The sequence below is a fragment of the Noviherbaspirillum malthae genome (assembly GCF_015352985.1).
In the GTDB taxonomy this organism is placed as follows: Bacteria; Pseudomonadota; Gammaproteobacteria; order Burkholderiales; family Burkholderiaceae_D; genus Noviherbaspirillum; species Noviherbaspirillum malthae.
The window spans coordinates 228,100-252,022 of sequence record NZ_JACYXF010000004.1 but is presented as its reverse complement, the minus strand read 5'-3'; the positions used below and the strand labels follow the sequence as shown (position 1 = coordinate 252,022).

At 61.6% G+C, this 23,923-nt stretch carries 18 protein-coding genes and 1 pseudogene; 8 read left to right on the top strand and 11 right to left on the bottom strand.

The annotated features are described in order from the left end of the window. Positions 1-23 precede the first annotated feature (23 nt). Positions 24-1,352, bottom strand: a complete 1,329-nt coding sequence (locus IGW03_RS09185; protein ID WP_194722232.1) for an MFS transporter — start codon at positions 1,350-1,352, stop codon at positions 24-26. Between the two features lie 225 nt (positions 1,353-1,577). On the opposite strand from IGW03_RS09185, the gene IGW03_RS09180 reads away from it, so the two are divergent. Together IGW03_RS09180 and IGW03_RS09175 are read left to right on the top strand one after the other, a co-directional pair. Next, positions 1,578-1,850, top strand: coding sequence for a hypothetical protein (locus IGW03_RS09180; protein WP_194722231.1), 273 nt, complete (start codon positions 1,578-1,580; stop codon positions 1,848-1,850). A gap of 348 nt (positions 1,851-2,198) precedes the next feature. Continuing rightward, positions 2,199-2,540 (top strand): response regulator, encoded by a 342-nt coding sequence (locus IGW03_RS09175; RefSeq protein ID WP_194722230.1) that lies wholly within the window; start codon positions 2,199-2,201, stop codon positions 2,538-2,540. Between the two features lie 100 nt (positions 2,541-2,640). Here IGW03_RS09175 and IGW03_RS09170 read toward each other — a convergent pair whose 3' ends face one another. Both IGW03_RS09170 and IGW03_RS09165 read right to left on the bottom strand, forming a co-directional pair. Continuing rightward, a complete protein-coding gene (locus IGW03_RS09170) occupies positions 2,641-3,660 on the bottom strand; it encodes a Bug family tripartite tricarboxylate transporter substrate binding protein (RefSeq protein WP_194722229.1) in 1,020 nt (339 codons plus the stop codon). A 267-nt stretch (positions 3,661-3,927) separates the two neighbouring features. Then, on the bottom strand, positions 3,928-4,314 hold the full coding sequence (locus IGW03_RS09165; protein WP_194722228.1) for a cupin domain-containing protein: 387 nt from the start codon (positions 4,312-4,314) through the stop codon (positions 3,928-3,930). 322 nt (positions 4,315-4,636) lie between these two features. Here IGW03_RS09165 and IGW03_RS09160 point away from each other — a divergent pair, with 322 nt between their 5' ends. From IGW03_RS09160 to IGW03_RS09145, 4 genes are all read left to right on the top strand, one after another. Next, positions 4,637-5,077 carry a PAS domain-containing protein gene (locus IGW03_RS09160; RefSeq protein WP_194722227.1) on the top strand — a complete coding sequence of 147 codons (441 nt, stop codon included), beginning with the start codon at positions 4,637-4,639 and terminating at the stop codon, positions 5,075-5,077. A 10-nt stretch (positions 5,078-5,087) separates the two neighbouring features. After that, on the top strand, positions 5,088-6,434 hold the full coding sequence (locus IGW03_RS09155; protein WP_194722226.1) for a sensor domain-containing diguanylate cyclase: 1,347 nt from the start codon (positions 5,088-5,090) through the stop codon (positions 6,432-6,434). Further along, a complete protein-coding gene (locus tag IGW03_RS09150) occupies positions 6,431-8,185 on the top strand; it encodes a putative bifunctional diguanylate cyclase/phosphodiesterase (RefSeq protein WP_194722225.1) in 1,755 nt (584 codons plus the stop codon). The genes IGW03_RS09155 and IGW03_RS09150 overlap by 4 nt, the downstream gene beginning before the upstream one ends. Positions 8,186-8,319: 134 nt before the next feature. Beyond that, complete coding sequence (locus IGW03_RS09145) at positions 8,320-9,723, top strand: DHA2 family efflux MFS transporter permease subunit (protein ID WP_194722224.1); 1,404 nt, start codon at positions 8,320-8,322, stop codon at positions 9,721-9,723. A 28-nt stretch (positions 9,724-9,751) separates the two neighbouring features. Here the strand turns inward: IGW03_RS09145 and IGW03_RS09140 are convergent. Continuing rightward, a pseudogene (locus IGW03_RS09140) lies at positions 9,752-10,502 on the bottom strand (HDOD domain-containing protein). Positions 10,503-10,676: 174 nt separating this feature from the next. Further along, positions 10,677-10,946, bottom strand: a complete 270-nt coding sequence (locus tag IGW03_RS09135) for a YjiS-like domain-containing protein (protein WP_228535263.1) — start codon at positions 10,944-10,946, stop codon at positions 10,677-10,679. Positions 10,947-11,042: 96 nt separating this feature from the next. Here IGW03_RS09135 and IGW03_RS09130 point away from each other — a divergent pair, with 96 nt between their 5' ends. Next, a complete protein-coding gene (locus IGW03_RS09130) occupies positions 11,043-11,933 on the top strand; it encodes a LysR family transcriptional regulator (RefSeq protein WP_194722223.1) in 891 nt (296 codons plus the stop codon). A 3-nt stretch (positions 11,934-11,936) separates the two neighbouring features. On the opposite strand, the gene IGW03_RS09125 is transcribed toward IGW03_RS09130, so the two are convergent. The 4 genes from IGW03_RS09125 to IGW03_RS09110 form a co-directional block, all read right to left on the bottom strand. After that, on the bottom strand, positions 11,937-13,532 hold the full coding sequence (locus tag IGW03_RS09125) for an OpgD/OpgG family glucan biosynthesis protein (protein WP_194722222.1): 1,596 nt from the start codon (positions 13,530-13,532) through the stop codon (positions 11,937-11,939). Positions 13,533-13,732: 200 nt separating this feature from the next. After that, positions 13,733-14,635, bottom strand: a complete 903-nt coding sequence (locus IGW03_RS09120) for a metal-dependent hydrolase (RefSeq protein WP_194722221.1) — start codon at positions 14,633-14,635, stop codon at positions 13,733-13,735. 356 nt (positions 14,636-14,991) lie between these two features. Beyond that, positions 14,992-16,872 carry an ATP-dependent zinc metalloprotease FtsH gene (gene ftsH, locus IGW03_RS09115; protein ID WP_438943631.1) on the bottom strand — a complete coding sequence of 627 codons (1,881 nt, stop codon included), beginning with the start codon at positions 16,870-16,872 and terminating at the stop codon, positions 14,992-14,994. Positions 16,873-17,191: 319 nt separating this feature from the next. Next, positions 17,192-18,178 (bottom strand): tripartite tricarboxylate transporter substrate binding protein, encoded by a 987-nt coding sequence (locus IGW03_RS09110; protein WP_194722220.1) that lies wholly within the window; start codon positions 18,176-18,178, stop codon positions 17,192-17,194. Positions 18,179-18,726: 548 nt separating this feature from the next. Here IGW03_RS09110 and IGW03_RS09105 point away from each other — a divergent pair. Beyond that, positions 18,727-20,217 (top strand): alpha/beta hydrolase family protein, encoded by a 1,491-nt coding sequence (locus IGW03_RS09105; protein WP_194722219.1) that lies wholly within the window; start codon positions 18,727-18,729, stop codon positions 20,215-20,217. A 322-nt stretch (positions 20,218-20,539) separates the two neighbouring features. Here IGW03_RS09105 and IGW03_RS38870 read toward each other — a convergent pair whose 3' ends face one another. Further along, positions 20,540-23,101 (bottom strand): mechanosensitive ion channel family protein, encoded by a 2,562-nt coding sequence (locus IGW03_RS38870; protein WP_194722218.1) that lies wholly within the window; start codon positions 23,099-23,101, stop codon positions 20,540-20,542. 186 nt (positions 23,102-23,287) lie between these two features. Continuing rightward, positions 23,288-23,923 (bottom strand): PqiC family protein, encoded by a 636-nt coding sequence (locus IGW03_RS09095; protein WP_194722217.1) that lies wholly within the window; start codon positions 23,921-23,923, stop codon positions 23,288-23,290.

Genomic DNA, 23,923 nt, shown 5'->3' with positions numbered 1-23,923 from the left:
CAGATACCCGCCGGGATATCGGCTCATGAAGTTTCGCCTGCGGGGTTCCATTGCGCGGCATTCGATGCTTCGCCATGCCGCACCCCATGGCGCCCTGCCAGCACCAGCGCCAGCACGGCAAGCAATCCCGACAGCATGAAATGGCCCGCATAACCCAGGTACTTCGCTGACCAGCCGCTCATCGCTCCTATCATGCCGGCCACGACGATCTGCGCGCAGGCTTGCACCGTATAGTCGGCGCCCTCATGTGCAGGGCGGCACTGGTTCATCATCATCGCGAAGAGGGCTACGGTGGACATGCCGTCGGCAACCTGCTCGAACACGGCGATGCCGTACACCAAAGGCACGCTTGCGCCGTGATGCGCAATCCAGCCGAAGGCCGCAAGACCGGCTGCCTGCAGCAGGCCGAACAGGATGAGCGAACGCATTGCGCCGAGACGGGCATACAGCAGGCCGCCGGCAAAGGCCCCGGCGATGCCGGCGAGGCTGCTGACAAGAGTCAATTGGCCTACTGCCGCTGAGCGCCATCCGTGGTCCACCAGCAGGGGCTTGATCATCGGCGAGCCGAGCGAATCACCTATCTTGAAAGCGAGCACAACCAGCAGCCACCAGCCCATGCCGGGACGAGCAATGAAGCCGCGATAGTGACGCAACAGCAGGCCCGGACCGAATCCTTCGGCAACGCTGTGCTTGGTGCCATCTGACAGCGGCGTTTGCGGCAGGCGCCTCCTCTCGGGAAACAGCAGTACGGGAAGGCTCATGAGCCCGAGCAGGGCAGCCACGATACCGACCGAAGCGTTCCAGCCCCAGTCGTCGACTACCAGCAGCAACAGGCTGCCGCTGACGATCATGCCTATCTTGTAGCCGCCGACCTGCAGGCTGTTGCCGAGGCCGCGCCAGCGCGAAGGCAGCATGCGCACCGCCAGCCCATCGGTGGCGATGTCCTGGGTCGATGCCGCCAGGTTAATGAGAAGCAGCATTCCCAGCAGCACCGGCAGGTAAGTACCGAACAGTGCATCCGGCGGCAGCAGCGCCACTCCGACCAGCATGGCAATGACGCTGGCTTGCATCGGCAGGATCCAACCGCGATGGCGGCCCAATCGCTGCGAAGCAATCCGATCTATCCACGGCGCCCACAATACCTTCAGCATCCATGGCAGGGCCAGCAGCTTGAGCATGCCGATCGTTGCAATATCGACGCCGTGCTGGCGCAGCATCACCGGCAGGGAATGTGCAATCAGTCCTGAAGGCAATCCCTGTGCGCAGTAAAGCGTTGCCAGCAGCACGATGGCGCCGCCACTTAATGTTGGCTTCAGTGTCTGTACAGGCTTGTCGTCCGCTGGGGAATGCATGTGCTGGGTTTTCTTTAAGTCCATGTGAGCAGGCATCTTAACTCGGGCGGGAAGGTCGGGAAATGGCGAGCTCCACCCGCCTGCAATGGACCTGCAGTACCCCTTGCATCAGCCATTGCAGCCCCCATTTTATTTATCTGTCCGATTTGGAGTTTGAAATCCGGGCTGGCCCGATCAGATCGGCTGCCTAGTTCGTCCGCAGTACCAGTTGCTTAGCGAAGACTTATGGAAAACACGATTGCTTCTACTTATTCAAAATACGACCCGAACCGCTTGCTCAATGCCCTGATGGAGCGACTCGGTATTGCCGGCGACAAAGAGTTGTCGCAGCGCCTGAATGTTTCCGCCAAGGTGCTTCAAAAGATTCGCACGGGCGAACTGACCATCAGTGCGTCCATGCTGCTGTGGATGGCGGAATGCGCGCAGACGACGATAGAAGATCTGCGCAGCATCCTCGGGGACCGGCGAAAAAAATTGCGATTGAGCTATGTCATTTAAGGGCTTGGCTCCGCATCCGTGAAATGAAATTTCGCCTTCCGACTGTCATGTAGCATACCTTTGGCATCGCACTTGCTTAGCAAGTTTGTCATGGGTCGGCGGTTGCGGCCCAATGGCAGGCCTTGCTGAGGCGGCGCGTAAATAGTGCCGCCGCATCGTAAATATTCCAGATGCCGCAGCCGTCAGCACGGCCATTGAATAGCGAAGAGATGCGATACGTAATGGTTGCGAACAATGAGGGTATCCAATTTTTCCCGTTTGGCTGGTAGCGGAAGGCGGACGGAGGCATGGAAGGGCACTGGTCCGCGGGCGAGGGTCCACGACTCATCCGAACTGCAGGCTCACCGCTTGCTGCTTGTCGACGATGATCCCGACTTGCTTGAGATCACTTTCGATCTGCTGACCGCCTATGGTTTCGACGTAGTCAAGGCAAGCAGTGCCGAAGCCGCGTTGGCCATGCTGCAGAAAGGCGCGCACTTCGACATCCTCCTGAGCGACGTGGTCATGCCGGGCATGAGCGGGTTGCAGCTTGCGTACAAGGCGCGCGAGTTGAATCCCCGGCTGAAGATCATCCTGGTGTCGGGCTACCCCAATCCCGCCATCGAATCGGGACACGGCTATCTGGGGGACTTCGAGTTCCTGGAAAAACCCTACCGCGTCGACGATATACTCAGGCTGGCCGACGAATGAAGTGCCGCTGAAGCAGCGGCAATGGAGAAACGCGCAGGTTCAGGCTGGAAGCTCCGGGACGGCAAGGCGCCCCGGACTTCAGCTCTGCGCTGATTGAAAATCAGTCGACCCGCGCGCCTGAAGTTTTCACCACTTGGGCCCACTTCGCGGTTTCGGTCTTGATATAACCGGCGAAATCCGCCGACTTGTTGCCGACCGGCTCTGCTCCTTGTGCGAGGATCTTTTCACGCATCTGCGGCTGCTGCACGATACGGCTGACTTCCTGCTCCAGCTTGGCCACGATGGGCGCCGGCGTGCCGGCGGGCACGAAGAGGCCGAACCAGCTGCCGGCCTCGAAGTCGGCCAGGTCGCCGCCGCTTTGCGCCACGGTCGGCACATTCGGCAAGGCGGCAATCGGCTTGGCCGTGGTCACAGCCAAGGCTTTGAGCTTGCCGGCCTTGATCTGGCCGAGACTGGAGGGCAGGTTGTCGAACATGAGCTCCACATTGCCGGCCACCAGATCGGTCACCGCCGGTGCCGAACCCTTGTAAGGCACATGCACGATCTCGGTCTTGGTCTTGCTCTTGAACATTTCGCAGCTCAAATGGATGGACGTGCCCGCGCCGCTGGATGCGCAATTGACCTTGCCGGGATTGGCCTTCAGATAGCCGACCAGGGTTTTCACGTCGGTGATCTTGTTGCGCTCGGCCCATTCGGCATTGACCGCAAGCACATTGGGCACGCTGGCCACCATCGAGAGCGGGGTGAAGTCCTTGATGTGGTCGAAAGGCATCTTGGCACCGTACAGTGCGGGATTGATTGCATGCGTGCCCACCGTTCCCATCAATAGCGTGTAGCCGTCCGGCGCCGAGCGTGCCACGAAGGCGGAGCCGGTATTGGCGGCTGCACCCGGCTTGTTTTCAATGATGACCGGCTGACCCCAGGACTTGCTCAGTTCGGCGCCGACGAGACGCGCGAGGACATCGGTCGTGCCGCCGGAAGTGAAGGGCACGATGACGGTAATCTGCTTGGAAGGATAATTCTGGGCCGCTGCCTGATTTTGTGCCTGTGCCGCGCCCGAGGCGAGAATGGCCATGGCCGCCGCCGGCAGGATATGTCTGATCTTCACGCGAGTCTCCATTGAATTGGTCGGTACCGCTCTTTTGAAACGCTTCTGGCGGCGTGGGAAATACTTTCACAAGTCGACCTCAGCGTCAATCGACCGGGCGGTCGACTGCACCGGGTCTACGGATGCGTCAAGTGTGCATCAAATGGTTATCAGGCGCAGAACGCGCAAGAAGGATGCCGAGCCAGGGCAGCCTGGTGTGACATGCTCTGGTTCAACCGCATTGCGGATGGGATTGCAAGGCAAGCGCAAGACAGAGTCGCCTGCCTTGCGCCGATGGCATCAATGCCCGTGCTGGCGCTCGTATTCGTCGGCTTCCGCCTTCGTTGCATGGACGATGCCGTCCGGATGTTCCGGCGGCGAATAGATCGTGTAGAGCTTCATTGGCTCGGAGGTCGAGGTATTGATCACGTTGTGTTCCGTGCCGGCGGGAATGATGACCGCCACGCCGTCCTCAAGCGCATGCTTTTCACCGTTGAGCAGCGCGACGCCTTGTCCGGCCTCGACCCGGATGAACTGGTCGTGGCCTTCATGGCGCTCGAGCCCGATTTCCTCGCCGGGTTGCAGTGTCATGATGACAAGCTGCATGCGCGGGGTGGTATGCAGCACAACCCGGAATTTGTCGTTGTTTAGCGTGTCGTTTTCGATATTGGTGCTGAAACCTGTCATTGACGTTTTCCTTTTGATGAAGTGTTCGGATGGGTTGCGATATACGTATTTTTCGATGGAATAAACCCAAAGAAGTTGCGGATTGAATAATACCTGCTGTCGCCTCCGCCGTCTTTTCACGAGCTGGTTACGAGATTGCGGCATCTTCGTATGTCTATGTCAGCTATCCTACATTGTTGTGTCCGTTGCATCATTTGGCAACGAACAGCTATCCTGTTGTCCATTGATCTTTCACAAGCTTGTCTATGTCAGTCAAGTGCTAGTATCCTTTCCATAAGGAAATAATGTCCGTTTGAACGGGCCATGACTTGGGAGAAGAATAATGACAATTGCGGATGCGACGCTTGAGAAAGCTGGTACCGGAACGGTTCCAGCGGCGGAAGACGGCACTGATTTCAGCCGGGAAAATATCGTCCCCCTGCTGAGTGTCTTCAGCAAACAGGAGCTGGACGCGCTGGACTTCGGCGTCATCGGTTTCGACAAAGAGACCGTCGTCCGGCAGTACAACCGCTTCGAATCGGAATGTGCGGGTCTGGCGCCTGAGCATGTGGTCGGGCAGAGGATGTTCACCAGCGTTGCGCCCTGCATGAACAATTTCATGGTCGCGCAGCGTTTCGAGGACGCATTGGAAAACGCCACCGAACTCGATGCCGTCATAGATTACGTGCTGACCCTTCGCATGCGGCCGGTCAAGGTCCGTTTGCGGCTGCTGGCCCGGCCTGATTCGGAACTGCGCTATGTCCTCGTCGACCGTTCCGGCTGAGGACAGGCGAATGGCAACGCTTGAAGAAGAGCACCAGGCGCTACTGCAGTTTCTCTACCTTGCGCCCGTCGGCCTCGCGCAGCTGAAGATGGATGGCGAGATCGTGATGATCAATCCGCTTTCCGCCCAGCTGCTGATGCCCCTGTCACGCGACGGCAACCTGAACAACCTGTTTACGGCGCTGGAAACGATTGCGCCTGAACTGCGGCATCTGTGCGCAAGCTTCAATGAACCCTACGGCATGATCTGCGATGCCGCCCGGCTTCAGGTGAATGCGGGCATCCCCGGCAAGTCCGATCCGCAGATGCTGTCCCTGACCCTGCTCAAGCTCGACGCAGCGCGGCTGATGGCCGTCATCAGCGACGTGAGCCTGCAGGTCAAGCGCGAACGCCAGCTCCAGCAGCATGAAGCCTGGCTCAATGCCATCCTGCAGGGCATGACCGATTATGCGCTGGTGCCCCTGAACAGCGACGGCGGCATCGAACAATGGAATGAAAGCATAGAACGGGTCAGCGGCCTCGACGCGGCCGGCGTGTACAACCGGTCCTATTCGATCTTCTTTCCGGAAGGCGCCGCCACCAAAGAGGGACTGGCCGACCGCCTTCACGAGGCGGATCAGAACGGATGGAGCCTGCAGGAAGGTTATTGCCGCCGGGCCGACGGCACGCGTTTCTGGGCCAGCACCCTGATTACGCCGCTGCGCATACGGGGCGACAATACCGCATTCACCGGCGCCCTCCACGTGGACCTGCCGGAGGACCACTCATACTGCCTGGTCATTCGCGACATCAACGAGAAGCGCGAGGCCAGCGAATCGCGGCGCAAGGCGCTGCTGTGCGACCACCTGACCGGGGTGGCGAACCGCCGCGCCTTCTTCGATGCGGCCGAACTCGAGCTGTCGCGCATGAAGCGCTCTCCGCGGCCCCTGTCGCTGGTGCTGTTCGACGCCGATTCCTTCAAGAGCATCAATGACCGCTACGGCCATCCTGTCGGAGATGCCGTGCTGCGGCATTTTGCGCTGATGCTGCAAGAAACCTTCCGCCAGGTCGATATCGTGGCACGCATCGGCGGCGAGGAGTTCGCGGTGATCCTTCCCTCGACCAGCATGCCCGAAGCGTTCGCTGCGGCCGAGCGCCTGCGCGCCGCGGTGGAAGCTTCCTGGGTAGAAATCGACGGCTTGCGCATCGCTTATACGGTAAGCGGCGGTATCGTATCCGCAGACGCGAATGTTTCCAGCCTTGATGAATTGATCAAGCGTGCCGATGCGGCGCTGTACGAAGCCAAGGAGGCCGGCCGCAACCGCATCCGCACCTGGCATCCCGGCCAGGCCAGGCGCCTGAACATGGTGATGCCATGAGCAACCAGCCGCAGGAAGCCTACGAAGCGCTGCTTGAATTCCTTTACCGGGTGCCTGTGGCGCTGCTGCAGGTCAACGGCGAGGGCGTCATCGACATGCTCAATCCGATGGCGGCGCAGCTGCTGATGCCGCTCGCTCCGGACGGACGCCTGGAAAACCTGTTCACGGTGCTTGCGCCGCTGGCTCCCTGGCTGCCAGGCAAGGTGCATGAGTTCGCTCCGGCATCGGGCGTGGTATGCGAGTCGATGCGCATCGACATCAGCCATGCAGCTCAGCAGCGCCACGGGCCGCAGCTGCTCTCGGCCAGCATCATGAAGCTCGATCCGCAGCGCTTCATGGTGGTGCTTGCCGATGCGACGCGTGATGCGGAGCGCGAACAGCAGACGCTGATGCGCGAACTCAACGATGCCGCGCGCATCGACAGCCTCACCCGCATGCCCAACCGCTCCGCCGTGCGTGAAACCCTGCAGCGCATGATCGATCAGTCGCCTGCCGATAACCGGGAATTCGCGGTGCTGTTCATCAACTGCGATCGATTCAAGCAGGTCAACGACAGTTACGGCAATGCGGTAGGCGATCATATCCTGCGCATGATTGCCGAGCGGCTGCGGCTGTCGCTACGCCGCGCGGACCTGGTCGGTTCGTCCCAGAATGCATTGCAGATGGCCGCGCGTTTCAGCGGCGATGAATTCGTCGTCATCCTCGACGGCATGCTGCACGGCGAGAGCGCATCGAATGTCGCGCGCCGCATTCTCTCCGCGCTGGAGTCGCCCTACCGGATCGACTCGCATGAAATCGTCTGCAGTTTCAGCATCGGCATCGTAGTGCCGGATGCATCCAGAGCCGATGCCGACGTGCTGCTGCAGGACGCCAGCATCGCGATGGCGGAAGCCAAGCGCGCCGGCGGCGCGCGCCATGCGCTGTTCAATTCCGCGATGCGCGAGCGGGCGCAGAAGCGCGGCGGCATGGAAGCGGAACTGCGGCAGGCGCTGCTCAACCGCACGCTGCATGTCGAATACCAGCCCATCGTCGGCCTGCGTCAAGACCTGGGCGGCATGCCTGCCGTCGGTGCCGAGGCGCTGGTGCGCTGGCGTCATCCCGTCAAGGGCGGCATTCCCCCGATGGAGTTCATCGGCATCGCGGAAGAGTGCGGACTGATAGGCGCCCTCGGCGAATTCGTGCTGGAGACCGCCTGCGCGGACTTCATGGAATGGACGCAGCGGCTCGGTGCGGACGCGCCAACCCTGCTTGCGGTCAACCTGTCGCGCGCCCAGCTGGCCGATGCCGGACTGGTGCAGCGCGTGCAGCAGATTCTGGCTTCGACCGGCATGCCTTCCGCTTCCCTGCAGCTGGAAGTGACAGAAAGCCTGGCGGCCCAGGACGATGTCGTGCAGCAGCGGCTGCGCGACCTGAAGGCACTCGGCATCAAGCTGGCGCTCGACGACTTCGGCACCGGCTATTCATCGCTGTCCTGCCTGCACATGCTGCCGGTCGACACCGTCAAGATCGACCGTTCCTTCGTATGCCAGGCCGACATCAGTCCGCACCATCGCGTGCTCATCGAGGCCACGGTGCGGGTGGCGCACAGCCTCGACATGAGCACCGTGGCCGAAGGCGTGGAGACGCCGGCGCAGGCCGCGGTGATCCGCGAGCTGCAATGCGACAAGGGCCAGGGCTACCTGTACAGCCGTCCGCTCGGCAAGCTTCAGTTTCTCGCCTGGATCGAAGAACGTCTCCGGCTCGCGGCATAATTCGGCGTACCTCGGCATAACGCGGCATGGAACGGCGTGGCATCGCCTGCGGGAACGCATGACGGTTTTGTGCGATATTCTCGGGTGGCAGCATGCCCGCAGCCGTTCGAGAATAGAAACCGCCCCTCCCCCTCATGGAACCTCAACAAGGCAGTTACCGCCTCATCGCGCTCGTCGTTGCGAGCACTTTCTTCATGGCGCTGCTCGATGGCGTCATCATCAACACGGCGCTGCCGCAGATGGCTGCGTCCTTCGGTGTGAGGCCGGTCGAGCTGAGCATCGGCGTCACCGTCTACATGCTGACCGTGGCCATGTTCATGCCCTTGTCCGGCTGGGCCGCCGACCGATTCGGCGCACGCCGCATCTTCCTGCTGGCGATCCTCGTCTTCACGCTGGCATCCCTGGGCTGCGCCTCTGCCTCGAACCTGTCGCAGTTCGCGCTGGCACGCGCGATTCAGGGCATCGGCGGCGGCATGATGATTCCCATCGGCCGCCTCATCGTGCTCGGCCACGCAAGGAAATCCGAGCTGCTGCAGGCCACCGCGCTCATTACCTGGCCGGCGCTGTTCGCCCCGGTGATCGGTCCGGTGATCGGCGGATTCATTACCGAGTATGCGTCCTGGCGCTGGAACTTCCTGCTCAATATTCCGCTTGGCGCGATCGGCATGACGCTGGTGGCGCTGGTCGTGCCAGGGCAGGCCGGGAAAAGGGAGCGGGTGCTGGATGTGCGCGGCTTTCTGCTGACGGCACTGGCGCTGGGCATGCTGTTGTTCGGCCTGGAGCTCAGCGCGCATGCGCGGCAGAACTGGCAGGTGCCGCTCGCGCTGATCGCTGCAGGTCTGGCATGCGGCACGCTGGCGGTGCGCCATCTGCGGCGGGCAACCAATCCCCTGCTCAACCTGTCGCCGTTCGGCGTGCAAACCTTCGCTGCCGCTTCGCTCATGGCAGGCACTTACATTCAGGTCGCGATTGCAGCCACGCCTTACCTGCTGCCCTTGCTGTTTCAGCTGGTGTTCGGCTTGAATGCCTTCGAGGCAGGAAGCTTCCTGTTCATCTACTTCGCCGGCAACCTGCTGATGAAAACCGTGACCACACCGGTGCTGCGCCGTTTCGGCTTCCGTACGGTGCTGTCCTGCAACGGCACGCTGGTGGGCCTGTCGATCGCATGCTGTGCTTTGCTGGCGCGGGATGCCGGCTATGCATTCATTGCGGCTGTGCTGTTCTTCGCCGGCGCGACCCGCTCCATGCAGTTCACGGCGATCAATACCATTGCCTATGCGGACATCAATGCGGCGCAGCGCAGTTCGGCATCCACGCTGGCGGCAATGATGCAGCAGATCGGCATGCTGGTGGGCGTGGCATTGGCCACCCTCCTGCTCAACGGCAGCAGCTGGCTGCGCGCTGCCGGCCAGGTCGGACCGGAGGATTTTCGCGCCGCCTTCATGATCCTCGGCGTCATGGCGATGATTGCATCGCTGCGATTCCTGAAACTTCCAATGGATGCCGGCGCCGAGATCACGGGCAGGGCGGGGAGCTGAATGTGACAGGAGGGCGGGCCGGGTTGGATCAGCCCGCTTCGTCGAAGCGCAGGTGCAGCTCTTCGCAGATATCCGTCATCTCGTCATCGGAGATGCCGAGCGCGTCCATCGCCAGGCGGCCGCCCTTGTCCCACTCGAAATGCATGTTTTGGCCGCGATAGGACTGGATCGCTTTCTCGACGACCAGGCTCAGTGCGATCAGGCCCTTGATCAGGTCCGGCGTGATGCTGTCGGCAAGGATTTCGTATTCATGGTGTAGGCGGATCGCCATGGCGACGTCGCCGGACAGGCCCCAGTTCTTCGCCAGAAGCGCACCGATGGTGGCATGCGAGGTATGGTGGCGCTGATCCTCGATGGTGGTGAAACGCTCGCCGACCGTTTCGTTGGCCAGGCGCAGGGTATCGATGTAATCGGGGAAGCGGTTAATCAGCAGCGGAATACCGATATCGCAGAACAAGCCGAAGGTATGCGCGACGTCGGGAGCGGCAACGCGCAGCTCGCGCGACAGCAGCGACATCGCATGGGCGCGCTTGTCGGCGGCGTCCCAGAAGCGGGTCAGGAGCGGACTGCTGGTGTTGACGGTCTTCCGTGCAATGAGGGCCCATCATGATCGATGCGCATTGCGTCAGGCCGATATAGGAAATCGCCTGCTTGACGGTTTCCGCCTTGCGCTTGAGGCCGTAGAACGGAGAATTGGCGGTGCGCAGCAGGGTCGCCGACAACGCAACGTCGCGGCTGACCAGAATCGAAATCTGGTTTGGATCCGGATCGTCCTGCATCAATTCCCGCTGCAGGTTTGCCAGAAGCTCAGGGCGGGCAGGAATCTGGATCGATTTCACCACTTCATCGATGGCCAGCTCGGGAAGCTTGGATGTGGAAACCTGCATGTTCGATCACCAGATGAAAGTAGGGAAAAGCCGGCCGCTGCTGCATTTAATTGCCTTGGAGAAATTCTAAGGTGAATATTGCCATAGTGCAAGCTCTCGATTGGTGGCTGCCTTCGATAGACCGACGCTTGTCGCAAGCGGGGTCGTGGCTGTAATGCAGGCGACATCCAACTTCGTTTCGCGGAACAGGTAAGGGATTTCGCTCGCTCCGATTCCCAGGTCACTAAGTTCACGGTCGCCCATACTGCGCAATTCCCTTTCCTGCCGTGTCCGCAGTGCCGAAGCCTTCGGTGCAATCGCCCGCAGTCCGGCCAACACCGCTTGCATACTGATCATGACTTCCTCCATGTGCCTTGTGAGATGGTTTCATGATCGGAGACGATGCTATATTAGTAAAGTTGAGTATTCTGATTGAATTTATCAGCTTTTCTGATGCGCGAATTAAACCTGGACCAGTTACGCACGCTAGTGACGATTGTCGATCTCGGCAGTTTTTCGGCGGCCGCCACGGCGCTGCACCTTGCTCAGCCGACCGTCAGTCTGCATATCAGCGAACTTGAAGGCCGTTTCGGCGCGCCGCTTGTCATCCGCGGCGGACGGAGAATCCAGCCGACGGTAGTCGGCGGCGTACTGATAGAACGCGCGCGGCGCCTGCTGCGCGAGGCCGACGATACGGTGGATGCCGTGCGCAGGCATGTCGAAGGGCGGGTCGGCCGCGTGCGTCTCGGCACGTCGACCGGTGTCGTCGTGTATCTGCTGCCACAGGTGCTCAAGGAAATGGAGCAGGCCTTTCCGGACATCGACGTGGAAGTCAATATCCTCGGCTCATCCGAAACCATGGCGCGACTGGCGCAGGGCACGCTGGATATCGGCCTGGTCGCCACGCCGCTGCCCGGCATGCGCGATATCGTGGTCTCGCACTGGCGCAGCGATCCGATGGCTGCCTACCTGCCCGCGCACTGGGAGTCGCCGCAGGAAATCACCCCGGACTGGCTGGCCGGCAAGCCGCTCATCTTCAATGATTCGACCACCCAGATGTATCGCATCACGATGGAGTGGTTCGCACAGGCCGGCTGCAATCCGCGCGCCCGCATCGAACTCAACTATACGGAGGCGATGAAGAGCCTCGTGGCGGCGGGCTACGGCGCTGCCGTCCTGCCGCTCGAAGATGCCGCCAAGGCGGAATGGATGCAGGGCATGCGCATCGTCCCGCTTGCACCGAAGCTAATGCGCCACATCGGCGTCGCTCATCGCGCCCATGCCTCGCTCGAAGGCGCGACGCGCAATCTGCTGGAGACGATTGCGCTGTTCCGGCAGACGTAGCGATCAAAGCTGGCGCATCTGTGCGGCAGGCGGGGTCCACTGATACAGCCAGGTCTCGCACAGCGGTGCGCCGCCGGCGGTCATGTAGACGCGCAAATCGATGGGCGCGACGCTGTCGTCGGTCGGCTTGAGGTCGAACATCACCCGGTAGCCCTGGATATCGTCGAGCGGCCGCGCCGAACTCAGTTCCACTTCGCCGCGTGACGCGCTGATGACCGGCAGCACCTTCGCATCCTTGCCCAGCAGTTTGAGATTGCCGCCGACGAAATCGATCACGAAGCGCCAGGAAAAATACTTGCGCTTCTGCCCGATCACGCCGCCGATGCCGGTACGCGTCGCCGCCACCGTGGCCAGCAGCGGCGACAGGGGAATATTGCGTCCCCAGTGCATGCGGTAGGCATACAGGTATTCCTTCCCAGGCTGGGGCTTCTCGGCCGGGTTCCAGAAGGCGACGATGTTGTCGAAGGTCTCGTCCACGGTCGGGATCTCGACCAGCTGGATCGAGCCCTTGCCCCAACCGGCTTTCGGTTCTATCCAGAGACTGGGGCGCTTCTCGTAGAACACGCCGTCGTCCTGATAGTGGTCGAAATTGCGGTCACGCTGCAGCAGGCCGAAGCCGCGCGGACTTTCGTCCTGATAGGCATTGAAGCGCAGCTGCGCGGGATTGGTCAGCGGCCGCCATATCCATTCTCCATTGCCGCGCAACATGGACAGGCCGTCCGAGTCGTGGATCTCGGGCCGCCAGTCATTGGCCGCTGCGATGTGGCGGTCGTTCTCGCCGTACTGGAACATGCTGGTCAGCGGCGCGATGCCGAGCCGTTCGATGGTCTTGCGCGGATAGAGAGCGACATCGACATCCATCACGAAGTTGGCGCCCGGTTCCATCTCGAAGCGATAGGCGCCTGCAATGCTGGGCGAATCGAGCAGCGCATAAACCACCAGCCGTGTCGAATTCTTCTCCGGCCGCTCCAGCCAGAACTTGGTAAACATCGGGAATTCCTCGGGGCGGTCCATGCCGCAGTCGATGGCGAGACCGCGCGCCGACAGGCCGTACTGCCAGTCCGATCCAACCGCGCGGAAGTAACTGGCGCCGAGAAAGGCGGTGACGTCGCGTGTGAGGTCGGTATGGAAGTTGAGCCGGAAGCCGGCGAAGCCGAGGTCCTTCGGCAGCTTGCGCGGATGCAGGCCGCTCTTGCCGTAATCGAACATGGCCGGATCGTAGGCGATCTCCCTTGCCTGGCCATTGGCCAGTTCATGGATATGCACCGGCGTCTTGAAGAACAGGCCGAGGTGAAAGAACTTGGCCTGGAACAGCGACGGCTCGCTGGCCCACAAGGCGTGATCTGCGCGGTACTGGATTGCCTGGTACTGGTCCCAGTCGAGCTTTTCCACTTCCGGCGGAAGCTTCTCGGCAGGCGGTTTGTAGGCTTCGGCCGCGAGCTGCCGCGCATGGCCCTTGAGCCATGCGTAGTCGAAGGCTTGCGGCTGGCCGACGTATTTGAGCGGACGCGGTGCCGACGCCGCTGCGAAGAGGGGGGATGAATGAAAGCCGGCCGCCGCCAGGGCCACCGCTCCTCTCAGAAAATCACGTCTATGCATAAACTCCCTTTGTCATTCATGGTGCAAATCCGGCCGGTACGAGTATGGGCACGACATGCCGCAGACCGGCCTGCGCTCCGGTTTCCGGCAGCGCTGCCTTCCTTTGCTGGATGGCATTCGGAGATGCCGCGTTTGCGCGGCAGTTTGATTGGCCCGTCGCGCCGCCATGTGGCGGACGCGGACGGTGCTGAGGTAAAAGTTCAGAACTGGTAAGCTTCACCCGGATTCATCGTCACGACGCGCACCGGCGCATTGCCGATGGCGCTGATGTATTCGGCCGGCGTACCCTTCAACTGGGGCGAGGTGCCGTAGTGGATGGGGATCGCGTATTTCGGCTTGAGCATGTGGACCGTGGCTGTCGCGGCATCCTTCGGATCCATCACGAAATGGCCGCCGATCGGTATCAGCACCAGGTCGGGCTGGTAGTAATCGCCGATCAGCCGCATGTCGCCGAAGAGGCCGGTATCGCCCATATGGTAAATCTTGAATCCGTTCTCAAGCTCGATGATGAAGCCCATCGCTTCGCCGCCGACATGGGTTTCCTCCTTGCCGGTGGCCGGGTTGCGCCAGACCAGTTCCGAACTGTGCTGCGCATGCGTGGCGGTGATCTTGATATTGGGGCCGATCGGCGTAATGGTGCCGCCCTTGTTGAAGCGCGGCGACAGATTGGCCGGCAGCATGCCGAGGTGAACCATGGACTGGTTCAATCCGGCCGGGCCGTAGACCGGCGCATTGTTGAGCTGCGCCAGCGCGGGTGCATCGGCGAAATGGTCCGTGTGCGCATGCGTCACCAGGATAAGGTCGACCTTGCCCAGCGCTTCCAGCCGCTTGAAACCCTCCGGTGTTTTCGGGTTGGTGGTGAGCCACGGGTCGATGACGATCACCTTGCCGCCAGGTGTAGTGATCTTCGTTGCCGCCTGTCCCAGCCATTGCACCATGACCTTGTCCGCTGCGACCTGCGTCGGAGCCGGTGCGGTGGTCGAGATGATGATCGGGGTTGCCGGAGCCGATACGGCCGGCGTGTTTGACGTGCCGCAGGCTGCGACAAGCAGCGATGCGGCAATGGCGCCGAGCGCGGGTAAAAGCGTCTTGCGGATCGTCATGCCTGAATCCTCAATGGTTGATTGTTATTCGTCGGGGGCACAGGAAACCAATGGGCGGTTTCCGTTTGCTATACGGTGAGTGAAGCGAAAAGCCGGACAAACTTGCCAAGTTTAATCGGCAAACTCGAACGAATAGCCGCAGCCGAAAGCGCGCCTTTAAGTAGATCAATCATCTTTCGGCAATGCATCATTTTTCTGCAGTCGCCACGCCGACAACGGGCACGGCGAAGCAGCCCAATGTTTGCAGTGCGTGCAAAAAGTGCGGAAGGAAACAGAGAGGAGGGAAGCGAATCCGGCGGAATCAGGAATGCCGGAAAGAAGCCGCCCGGGCAAGCCCGGGCGGGAGGAGTCATCTGTTATGCCGGAGCAACGACATTGGGAGAGGCAGGATCCGAAGGCTGGTTCGTCTTCTTGGGGACGTCATATTTCGGCGGACGCGGTTCATTGCCGGACATGATGTCCTTGATCTGGTCGGCATCGATGCTTTCCCAGTCGAGCAGTGCCTTGGTCATGGCTTCAACCTTGTCGCGGTTTTCCTCGAGCAGGCGGCGCGCCAATGCATACTGGCGGTCGATGATATCGCGGATTTCCGCATCGACCTTCTGCTGCGTCTCTTCCGATACCGACGGAGACGGCCCGAAAGGCGATTGCTGGTCGTCGTCCACATACACCATGGTGCCCAAGGTTTCGGACATGCCGTAGCGGGTCACCATCGCACGCGCCAGCTTGGTCGCACGTTCGAAGTCATTCGATGCGCCGGTCGACTGCTGATTCATGAACAGTTCTTCCGCAATTCGGCCTCCGAACAAGATGGAAATGTCTTCCAGCATCTTGTCCTTGTACATGTTCACGCGGTCATGCTCGGGCAGCTGCCAGGTCAGGCCGAGCGCAAAGCCGCGCGGCATGATGGTGACCTTGTGCACCGGATCGGCCTTGGGCAGCAGGGACGCCACCACCGCATGGCCGGACTCGTGGTACGCGGTGTTGCGGCGTTCTTCTTCGCGCATGACTGCGGACTTGCGCTCCGGACCCATGATGATCTTGTCCTTGGCGTCTTCGAAGTCGCGCATGTCGACGATCTGCTTGTTGCGGCGTGCAGCAAACAGGGCGGCTTCATTCACCAGGTTGGCCAGTTCGGCGCCGGAGAAGCCGGGCGTTCCGCGTGCCAAGACATGCGGCTCGACGTCGCGTGCGATCGGCACCTTGCGCAGATGCACGTTCAGGATCTGTTCGCGGCCGCGGATGTCGGGCAGGCCGACCATCACCTGGCGGTCGAAACGGCCGGGACGCAGCAGCGCCTTGTCCAGCACGTCGGCGCGGTTGGTGGCGGCGATCACGATGACCCCGGAATTGCCTTCGAAGCCGTCCATCTCCACCAGCATCTGGTTGAGTGTCTGTTCACGTTCGTCGTTGCCGCCGCCCATGCCGCTTCCGCGCTGGCGGCCGACCGCGTCGATCTCGTCGATGAAGATGATGCAGGGCGCGTGCTCCTTGGCCATGCGGAACATGTCGCGCACGCGGGATGCGCCGACACCGACGAACATTTCAACGAAGTCCGAGCCGGAAATGGTGAAGAAGGGCACGCGGGCCTCGCCGGCGATCGCACGCGCCAGCAGGGTCTTGCCGGTGCCGGGCGGACCGACCATCAGCACGCCGTGCGGCACGCGGCCGCCCAGTTGCTGGAACTTGCGCGGATCGCGCAGGAAGTCCACGATTTCGCCGACTTCCTCCTTGGCTTCATCGCAGCCTGCGACGTCGGCGAAAGTGATGCGGTTGCTCTTTTCGTCGAGCATGCGCGCCTTCGACTTGCCGATCGACAGCACGCCGCCCATGCCTCCCTTGCCCTGCGACTTGGTCATGAAGAAGACCCAGACGCCGATGAGAAGCAGCATCGGGAACCAGGAAATGAACAGCTGCGACAGGAAAGACGGGCCTTCGGGATTCTTGACGTCGAAGCGGACGTTGTTGTTGATGAGATCGCTGATCAGGCCGCGGTCAAGCAGCGTGGTGGTGGAGCTGAGGACGGTACCGCCGCTGGTCACCGCGGTGATGCGTTCTCCTTCGATCGTTGCCTCCTTGATGTTTCCGGCCTTGATCTCGGTGATCAATTCCGAATACGCGATCGCTTTGGCGGAGGATGAAGCACCGCTGCCGCCGCCGAGCGATTGCCCGAAGATGAAGAAAATGAAAAACATGATGGCAGCCCAGATAGCGGCTTGCGGGTATTTCTTGTTCACAACACCTCCTCGGGTAAACGGCCGCCGGCTGTGAAAAAGGACGGACCGTTGTAAATGACTACACGACGCAGGATAACTCAGGCTGCCTAGGATAAAAACCGAGGTTTATGGTTGGTTAGCTTCGATAATCTCGAAGCATTAAGTGAGGCCGGACGCTGCGCTTTCAAGTGGACCCGAGTAAAAAGAAGGCGTTCCCGTACGGCGGGGCAAGCCAGTAATTTTACGCATCGGCAGTCCATGGAATGCAAAAAGGGCAAGCTTGGGAAGCCTGCCCTTTTTCAGTTTGCTGCCTGATGCGCCGGATTACGGCTTGAATATATCAGCTGGCCTTTGCCAGCCCCAGGCTCTCGACGGTTTCCTTCTCTTCCTTGAAGGTGTCGTGCGCGAATTTGGTATAGGCGGCGCTGTCCTTGTAGATGATCGGCTGGTCGAATTTGTCCAGCACCGCAATGACGGTCGGATCTTCGAGCGTTTTCTTGAATGCATCTTGGAGCCGCCTGACCAGGGCCGGGTCCATGCCCTTCGGTCCGCCGATGCCGAACGGCGAATCGGACACGGTCTGGTAGCCGAGTTCCAGCAGGGTCGGCACGTTCGGCCAGCGCTTGGTGCGCTTGCTGCCGTAGGTCGCCAGCAGGCGGGCACGGCCGGCTTCGACGGCCGAAGCCCAGCCGGTGGCGTCGCTGTGGCCCATCACATGGCCGCCGAGCAGGGCCTGCATGCCGTCGGCATTGCCCTTGAACGGCACGTGCAGCAGCTTGATGCCGGCACGGCGGGCGAACTGTTCGACTACCAGGTGCGGCGTGGTGCCGGTGCCGGTCGAGCCGTAGGTGAAACCGTCAGGATTTGCCTTCGCATAGTCGACGAGCTCTTTCACCGACTTGATCGGCGAATCCGAGCGAACCACCATGCCGAAGGTATAACCGGTCATGCAGGCGATGTAGGTCAGGTCCTTCATCGGATCGAAGGACACTTTCTGCATGTGCGGCAGGCGGAAGATGCCCAGCGGCAGCTGCGACAGGGTATAGCCGTCGGGCTGGGCACGGGCCAGCTCGCCTGCGCCGAGGATGCCGCCGGCGCCCGGCTTGTTCTCAATGATGACCGTGCCGCCGATCTGCTTGGAGAAGCTGTCGCCGATTGCGCGCATGACCACGTCGGTGGAGCCGCCGGCCGGCCATGGACAGAGAAGGCGAATAGGACGGGACGGATACTTTTCCTGGGCCTGAGCCAGGGCCGGAAATGCGATCGTGGCGCCGAGCGCCAGCGAGCCCTTGATGAAATTGCGGCGCGGACGATGTGGAAACGACATGGTTGATTCCTTTGCTGTTGTGGCGTGGATGAAAGATCCTGGTATTCACCGGTTGGCAGACCGGCAGAGGAATGTCTGTTGCAGGCCCTTCGGGTTGATCAGGATTCGAACAAGTCGACGCCATGGCGTCCCGGCACGCTCGCAATACTGCTCCTGGCCGTCTTTGCAGCAGAGGCGCCGGACCGCATCGTTGTCGTGTGCATCTTGTCTCCCAACTATTCCCGAAATGTCTGCTTGTGAACCGATCATGGCAGCGCCAAGCCTGACTGGCCGGTAATGCGAACGATCGTGCAGTTTGTGTTGGCGATTATAAGGAGTCTTCCGGAATATGTGCAAAATATCAGAACATATTTCTGCAATGCAGAATATGTGACCATGCTCACTTTTTTGTTGCTCGGCTCTTACAGTCTTTAGGCAGCAAATTTCTAGAAGAAAAAATGTAATGGACGCCAAATAATTTTTCCTTATAAACTTGTACGCAGCAGTACCACGGTAAAACCGTGTTCTGCAATGCAGTACAACTAATGATAATTTAACGGAGACAATCAATGACATCGAAAATGGCTTCCGCGCTTCGGCTCGCGGTGGTAAGTGCGGTCCTCGCCGGTTGCGGCGGCGGCGGAAATGAACTTGTGGCCAGCTCCGGCACGACCAATCCCGCGCCGGCCACGCCGCCGGCTGAAGCGAAGCGTCCTCAGGACAGCCGCACCTTTTCCGTCACCGAAGCCAGCCTGCCCTTCGAGGCGCTGGCCGGCGCACCGGACGCCGACCGCTGGTGGGGCGTCCATCAGGGTTCGGGCTACCGCATCGAAGTGCCGAAGAACTGGAACGGCAAGCTGGTCATGTATGCGCACGGCTATGCAGGCACCGGAGCGGCGCTGACGGTCAGCAACCCCGGCATCCGCCGCCACCTGATCGAACAGGGCTATGCCTGGGCGGCCTCGAGCTACAGCCGAAACTACTACGATGTCCGCGCCGGAGTGGAAGACACCAATGCGCTGGCGCTCGCCTTCAACAAGATAGCTGCGGAAAAAGGCCGCACGCTGCCGGCTCCGAGCAAGACCTATATCATCGGCGTCTCGATGGGCGGCCACGTCACGGCGGCGGCGATCGATGAAGAAGCGATGCAGACCGCCAACAACAAGGTGCGCTATGCAGGCGCGGTGCCGATGTGCGGCGTGCTGGGCGATACCGAGCTGTACGACTTCTTCGCTGCTTACCAGGCCGGCGCCATGCAGCTTGCCGGCTTGCCGGCAACGACGTGGCCCACTGCCAACTGGGCGGAGATCGAGCCCGCGGTGCGTTCCACCTTCTTCAGCGTTTTCCCGAGCGCGACTGCCAACGGCGTGACGACCGCGCAAGGCGACAAGCTCAAGCAGATGGTGAAGAACCTGACCGGCGGCGAGCGCCCGATGTTCGACATCGGTTTCGCCGGACCGTACACCGCCACTGCTTGGGGTACGTTCGGCCGCGACGGCAAGATGCTCGGCATCCTCAATGAAGACGTGGTCAGCACCAAGAACTTCGTCTACCAGTTCGACAACGACGCTGCGCAGTCGGCCGAGGAAAAGGCATTCAATGCATCGATCTTCCGCGTGCAAGCGACGCCGGACGCGAACCGCCTGCGCACCGACGGCGTGCGCTGGGTGCCGAAGACGAACGCGCGCATCGGCATTCCGGTGGTGTCGATCCACACGCTCGGCGACATGTATGTTCCGTTCAGCATGGAGCAGATCTACAAGCGCCGCGCCGATGCGCTGGGCACGTCGAAGTGGCTGGTGCAGCGTGCCATCCGCGGCGTCGCCCACTGCGATTTCACGGTCAAGGAACAGGCCTCGGCTTTCGATGCGATGATCAACTGGGAACAGAACGGCGTGAAGCCGGAAGGCGACGATGTGCTGACGCCTGCAACGGTCGCCAGCCCGAGCTATGGCTGCCGCTTCACCGACAACAGCCTGACCGTGGACGAACCGGCGACATCGGCGATTGCAAGATCGCGCGAAGCGCTGAAGGCGTCGAATCCTTGCCCGGCTTCGTGATGCTGTGAGCTGTTGCCGTGTCGGCCAGATGGTGATGAGCCTATGGTCTATACGCATGCGCGGCTGGGCTCCCTTCTCCCGCAGGCGGGGCAGAGGCAGGGTTTCGCAAACCATGGTTTGCGCTGCCGGAGCCGACTTGGCTTGCAAGCCAAGGCGTGGGGCGCGGAGCGAGGGTTGGGGATGAGGGGGATCGTATAACCTCATGCGGTCGTGACAATCGCCCTCACCCCCGGCCCCTCTCCCGCTTGCGGGAGAGGGGAATTCATTGTCCGTAGCAAATAATTTAAAGCTACCTGCCTGATTCAATCAAGGTAAAACCGCTCTAACGCATCACCGAAGGCGGCGGTTGAACCTGCTCCGTCGCCATCTTTTCAGCCGCACCCTCTTTCTCCTCCAGCAGCACCTGTGCTCCCGCCACCTCAGGCGCCTGCGCCGGCAGATCCTGATTGCTCAACGCATCATTGATATCGCTGATCAGATCGCTCCTGACTCTAAGCCAGGCATCGAGATCGCCGGTCCAGACCCTGAGCTCGAACTCGAAGGCATCCACGCCGCGCTTGATGAACAGCACTTCGGGTGCAGGCGATTCAAGCACCTGCTTGTTCCAGCGCGCGACTTCCTGCAGCGTGGCTTTCAGCCTGGCCACGTTGATGTCCGGCTTGGTCACGACGGGTACCGCAATCTGGCGCAGCTGGCTCGACAGCGTCCAGTTGGTCACCTTGTCGGAGATCAGCTTGCCGTTCGGGATGATGACTTCCGCACCGGTGGTGCTGTGAATGACGGTGGCGCGGATGCCGATGTGTTGCACCCGGCCGACGATACCGTCGATTTCCACCGTATCGCCCACCTTCACCGGCCGCTCGAACAGCACGATCAGGCCCGACACGAAATTGTTGACGATGTTCTGCAAGCCGAAACCGATGCCGACCGTCAGCGCACCGGCCACGATGGTGAACTTGGTCATGTCGACGCCGATCGCCGTCAGCGCAAGCACCAGGCCGGTGAGCAGGATGATGTAATGCACCGTCGTGGAGACCGCATAGGGCAGGCCGCGGTCGAGCCGTACCCTGGAGAAAATTTCCTCTTCCAGGAAGAAACGCGATAGCCGCGACAGCTGATAGGTAGTCCAGAGAATGAGCAGGAACAGGATGATGTCGCTCACCGCCACCTTCAGGCTGCCGATCTCGAAGCTCGCTTTCCACAGTTCGAGCACCCAGCCCACCGCCTGCTGCAGGAAGCCGGTGGACTGCAGCGTGAGCAAGGCCCATAGAATGAAGGCGATCCACTGCATCCAGCGGTTGATGCGCACGGCAATGCGGGCGCGATGGCGCCGTACCCCGGCCAGGAAAGACATCGGCGGCACATACAGCAGGCCGTGCATGATGCCTTCGCCGGCGCGCGTCAGCACATACAGCACCGCGGCGGTATAGGCGCTGGCCAGGGTCGTGCGCATGACCAGGTCGGCCAGGCGCGCATAGCCGCCTGCATTGGCGGCCAGTACGATCGCCGACAGCAGGAGCAGCGCCCAGCTTCCGTAATAAATGCTGCGCGCGGCGGTACGTGACTCCGGCATCGCATCGCGTGCATGCTGGCGCAGCACGGCCAGCACCACCAGCATCAGGCCGAGCGATTCCACCAGCAGCATGAAACGGTGCACGCCCGGCAAAGGCGCGAACAGGGCGCGCACGCGGTCGAACAGATAGAAGAGCACGACCGGTGACAGCAGGAGATAAACGCGCCGGTCCACCACGCGCCGCGCGAACACGAGCAGCGGCGCCGAAACCAGCACGCCCATCATCAGCCACAGCGCGCGCGGAGGGCGCGGATAGAACCAGGTGCTGAACAGCATCGCCAGCAGCATCGCGGTGACGATGGGCATGTCGTAGATCTGCCGGCTGTTCTTCAATCCCTCGTCGGTGGCGCAGAGAACATCGACCCGGCTGCGCGCACCAGACAGGGCCACCACGAGCAAACCGAGAAAGCAGGCATGGAAAATGAAATTCCTGACGTGCGCACGCACATAGTCGCCAAGCGCGACCGCCTGGTTGACGAGGTTTTCTCCGGCCTCCGCGGAGAAGCTGCGCAGCCATGCGTCCCAGAACGCGCTGCTCCACAGCGGCGAACTGTCGCGATAGAGCAGCCGCGTGACTGCCCGCTCGCTGGCGTCGGTCAGCATGCGGCGGATGTCGGCGAGTTGGGTGCCGATATCGGCAGCGCGGCCCTGCAGGGCAAGCACCTTGGCGCGGTCTTCCAGCACGCTCTTCTTGGCGTCGGCAATGGTGCGGCTCAGGTCTTTGGCGCGGTCGAGCACATCGGCTGGAGCAGAGGCTTCGGATGCCGCCTTGATGGTGACATTCCAGATGGCTTCCAGGCGTTCCAGCTCCTTCAGGTCGCGGTCGACCTGCAGCGCGGTGCGCGTCAGATCGCGCCGCACCGGTGCGGTACGCAGCTCGATGTCGCGCAGTTCCTCTTCCAGGGCCTGAATGCTTTCCAGTGAAAAGGCAGCGCGATTGAGCCGGCGCGCAATCTGTACGCGATAGCTGGACTCCCGCTCCAGCAGCGGCAGGCGGTCGCCGGCCGTCTGGATGACGTCTTCGATCCGGCTGCGGTTTTCCAGCTGCCGTACCTCGGCAAGCGCGGCTTCGGCTTGCGCCGCGATATCGGAGAGGGCGACCGGCTGTGGAGCGGGAGGCGCTTCTGTAGGCTTGGCAGGGGCGGCGGGCGCAGCCGGACTCGCCGGCGCGGCCGGCTTGGGCGGCACCTGCGCCAAAGCAGTGCCCTGCAGGCTGAACATTGCCAGCAGCAGGAAAAACAGGAAGGGCAGCGGCAGCCGCTGCCAGCCTCCATGAGCACCATTCAATACGGGGAAATGAAATCGGTTCACGCTGTTGAGTTATCCGGTAATGCATGGAAAGGCGACGCGTGTTCGGTTCAGCCTGGCATGCGTGTTTTGCTGAAGAAAGACAGTGCGGGAGATGATGTCCCGTGCATGATACTTCATGCAGGAACTGAGGCAGCGCAGCGCGCTGCCGGCTGGAGCCCGGGCACCCGGCCTCCGGGAAACGACGCGCTATTTCGCCGCCGTGGCGGAATTCCTCGCCGCTGCGACCGACGACGCAATGTCGCGGCTGACACTGGCGACCGCGCGTGCAAAAGCGCGGGCGATCTCTTCATTGTCGCTGCCCGCCAGCGGTTCGCGCGACGTCGACTGTCCGGTAAGCGGGGGCCGGTCGTTCGTCGGCCGCACCGACCACAAGGCCTGTACCGTCACCGCATCTCCGGGCACGGCATCGAAGCGGCTGATGTCGACCGTTACCCTTACATCGGCATTTTGCGCGGCGGCGTCACGGTCGAGCGCCACGCGGGCTCCCGGCAGCTGAGTGCGCAAGCCGCTTGCAATCGCCTGCGCAATCTCGGCGCGCAGCGGCTGTGCCCAGCGGTGCTGCTCCAGCAGGTCGATCTGAGTCGGTCCGCGACGCACCACGAGCTGCGGACGGTCGACGATCTCCGGCACCCGCACAGGACCGACCGCGATGCTCAATGCGCCTCCGTTATTGGCCGTGGCAGCCGTTGGCGGAGGAACGGCGGCCGGGTTGAGCGTATAGAAATTTTCCTTGGGCGCCGACGAACATGCGCCCAGCAGCACGCAGGCAAGCAGCGCCGCCGTGCGAACCACCGCGGAACCGATCGAAGTTGTGTCTGGCAT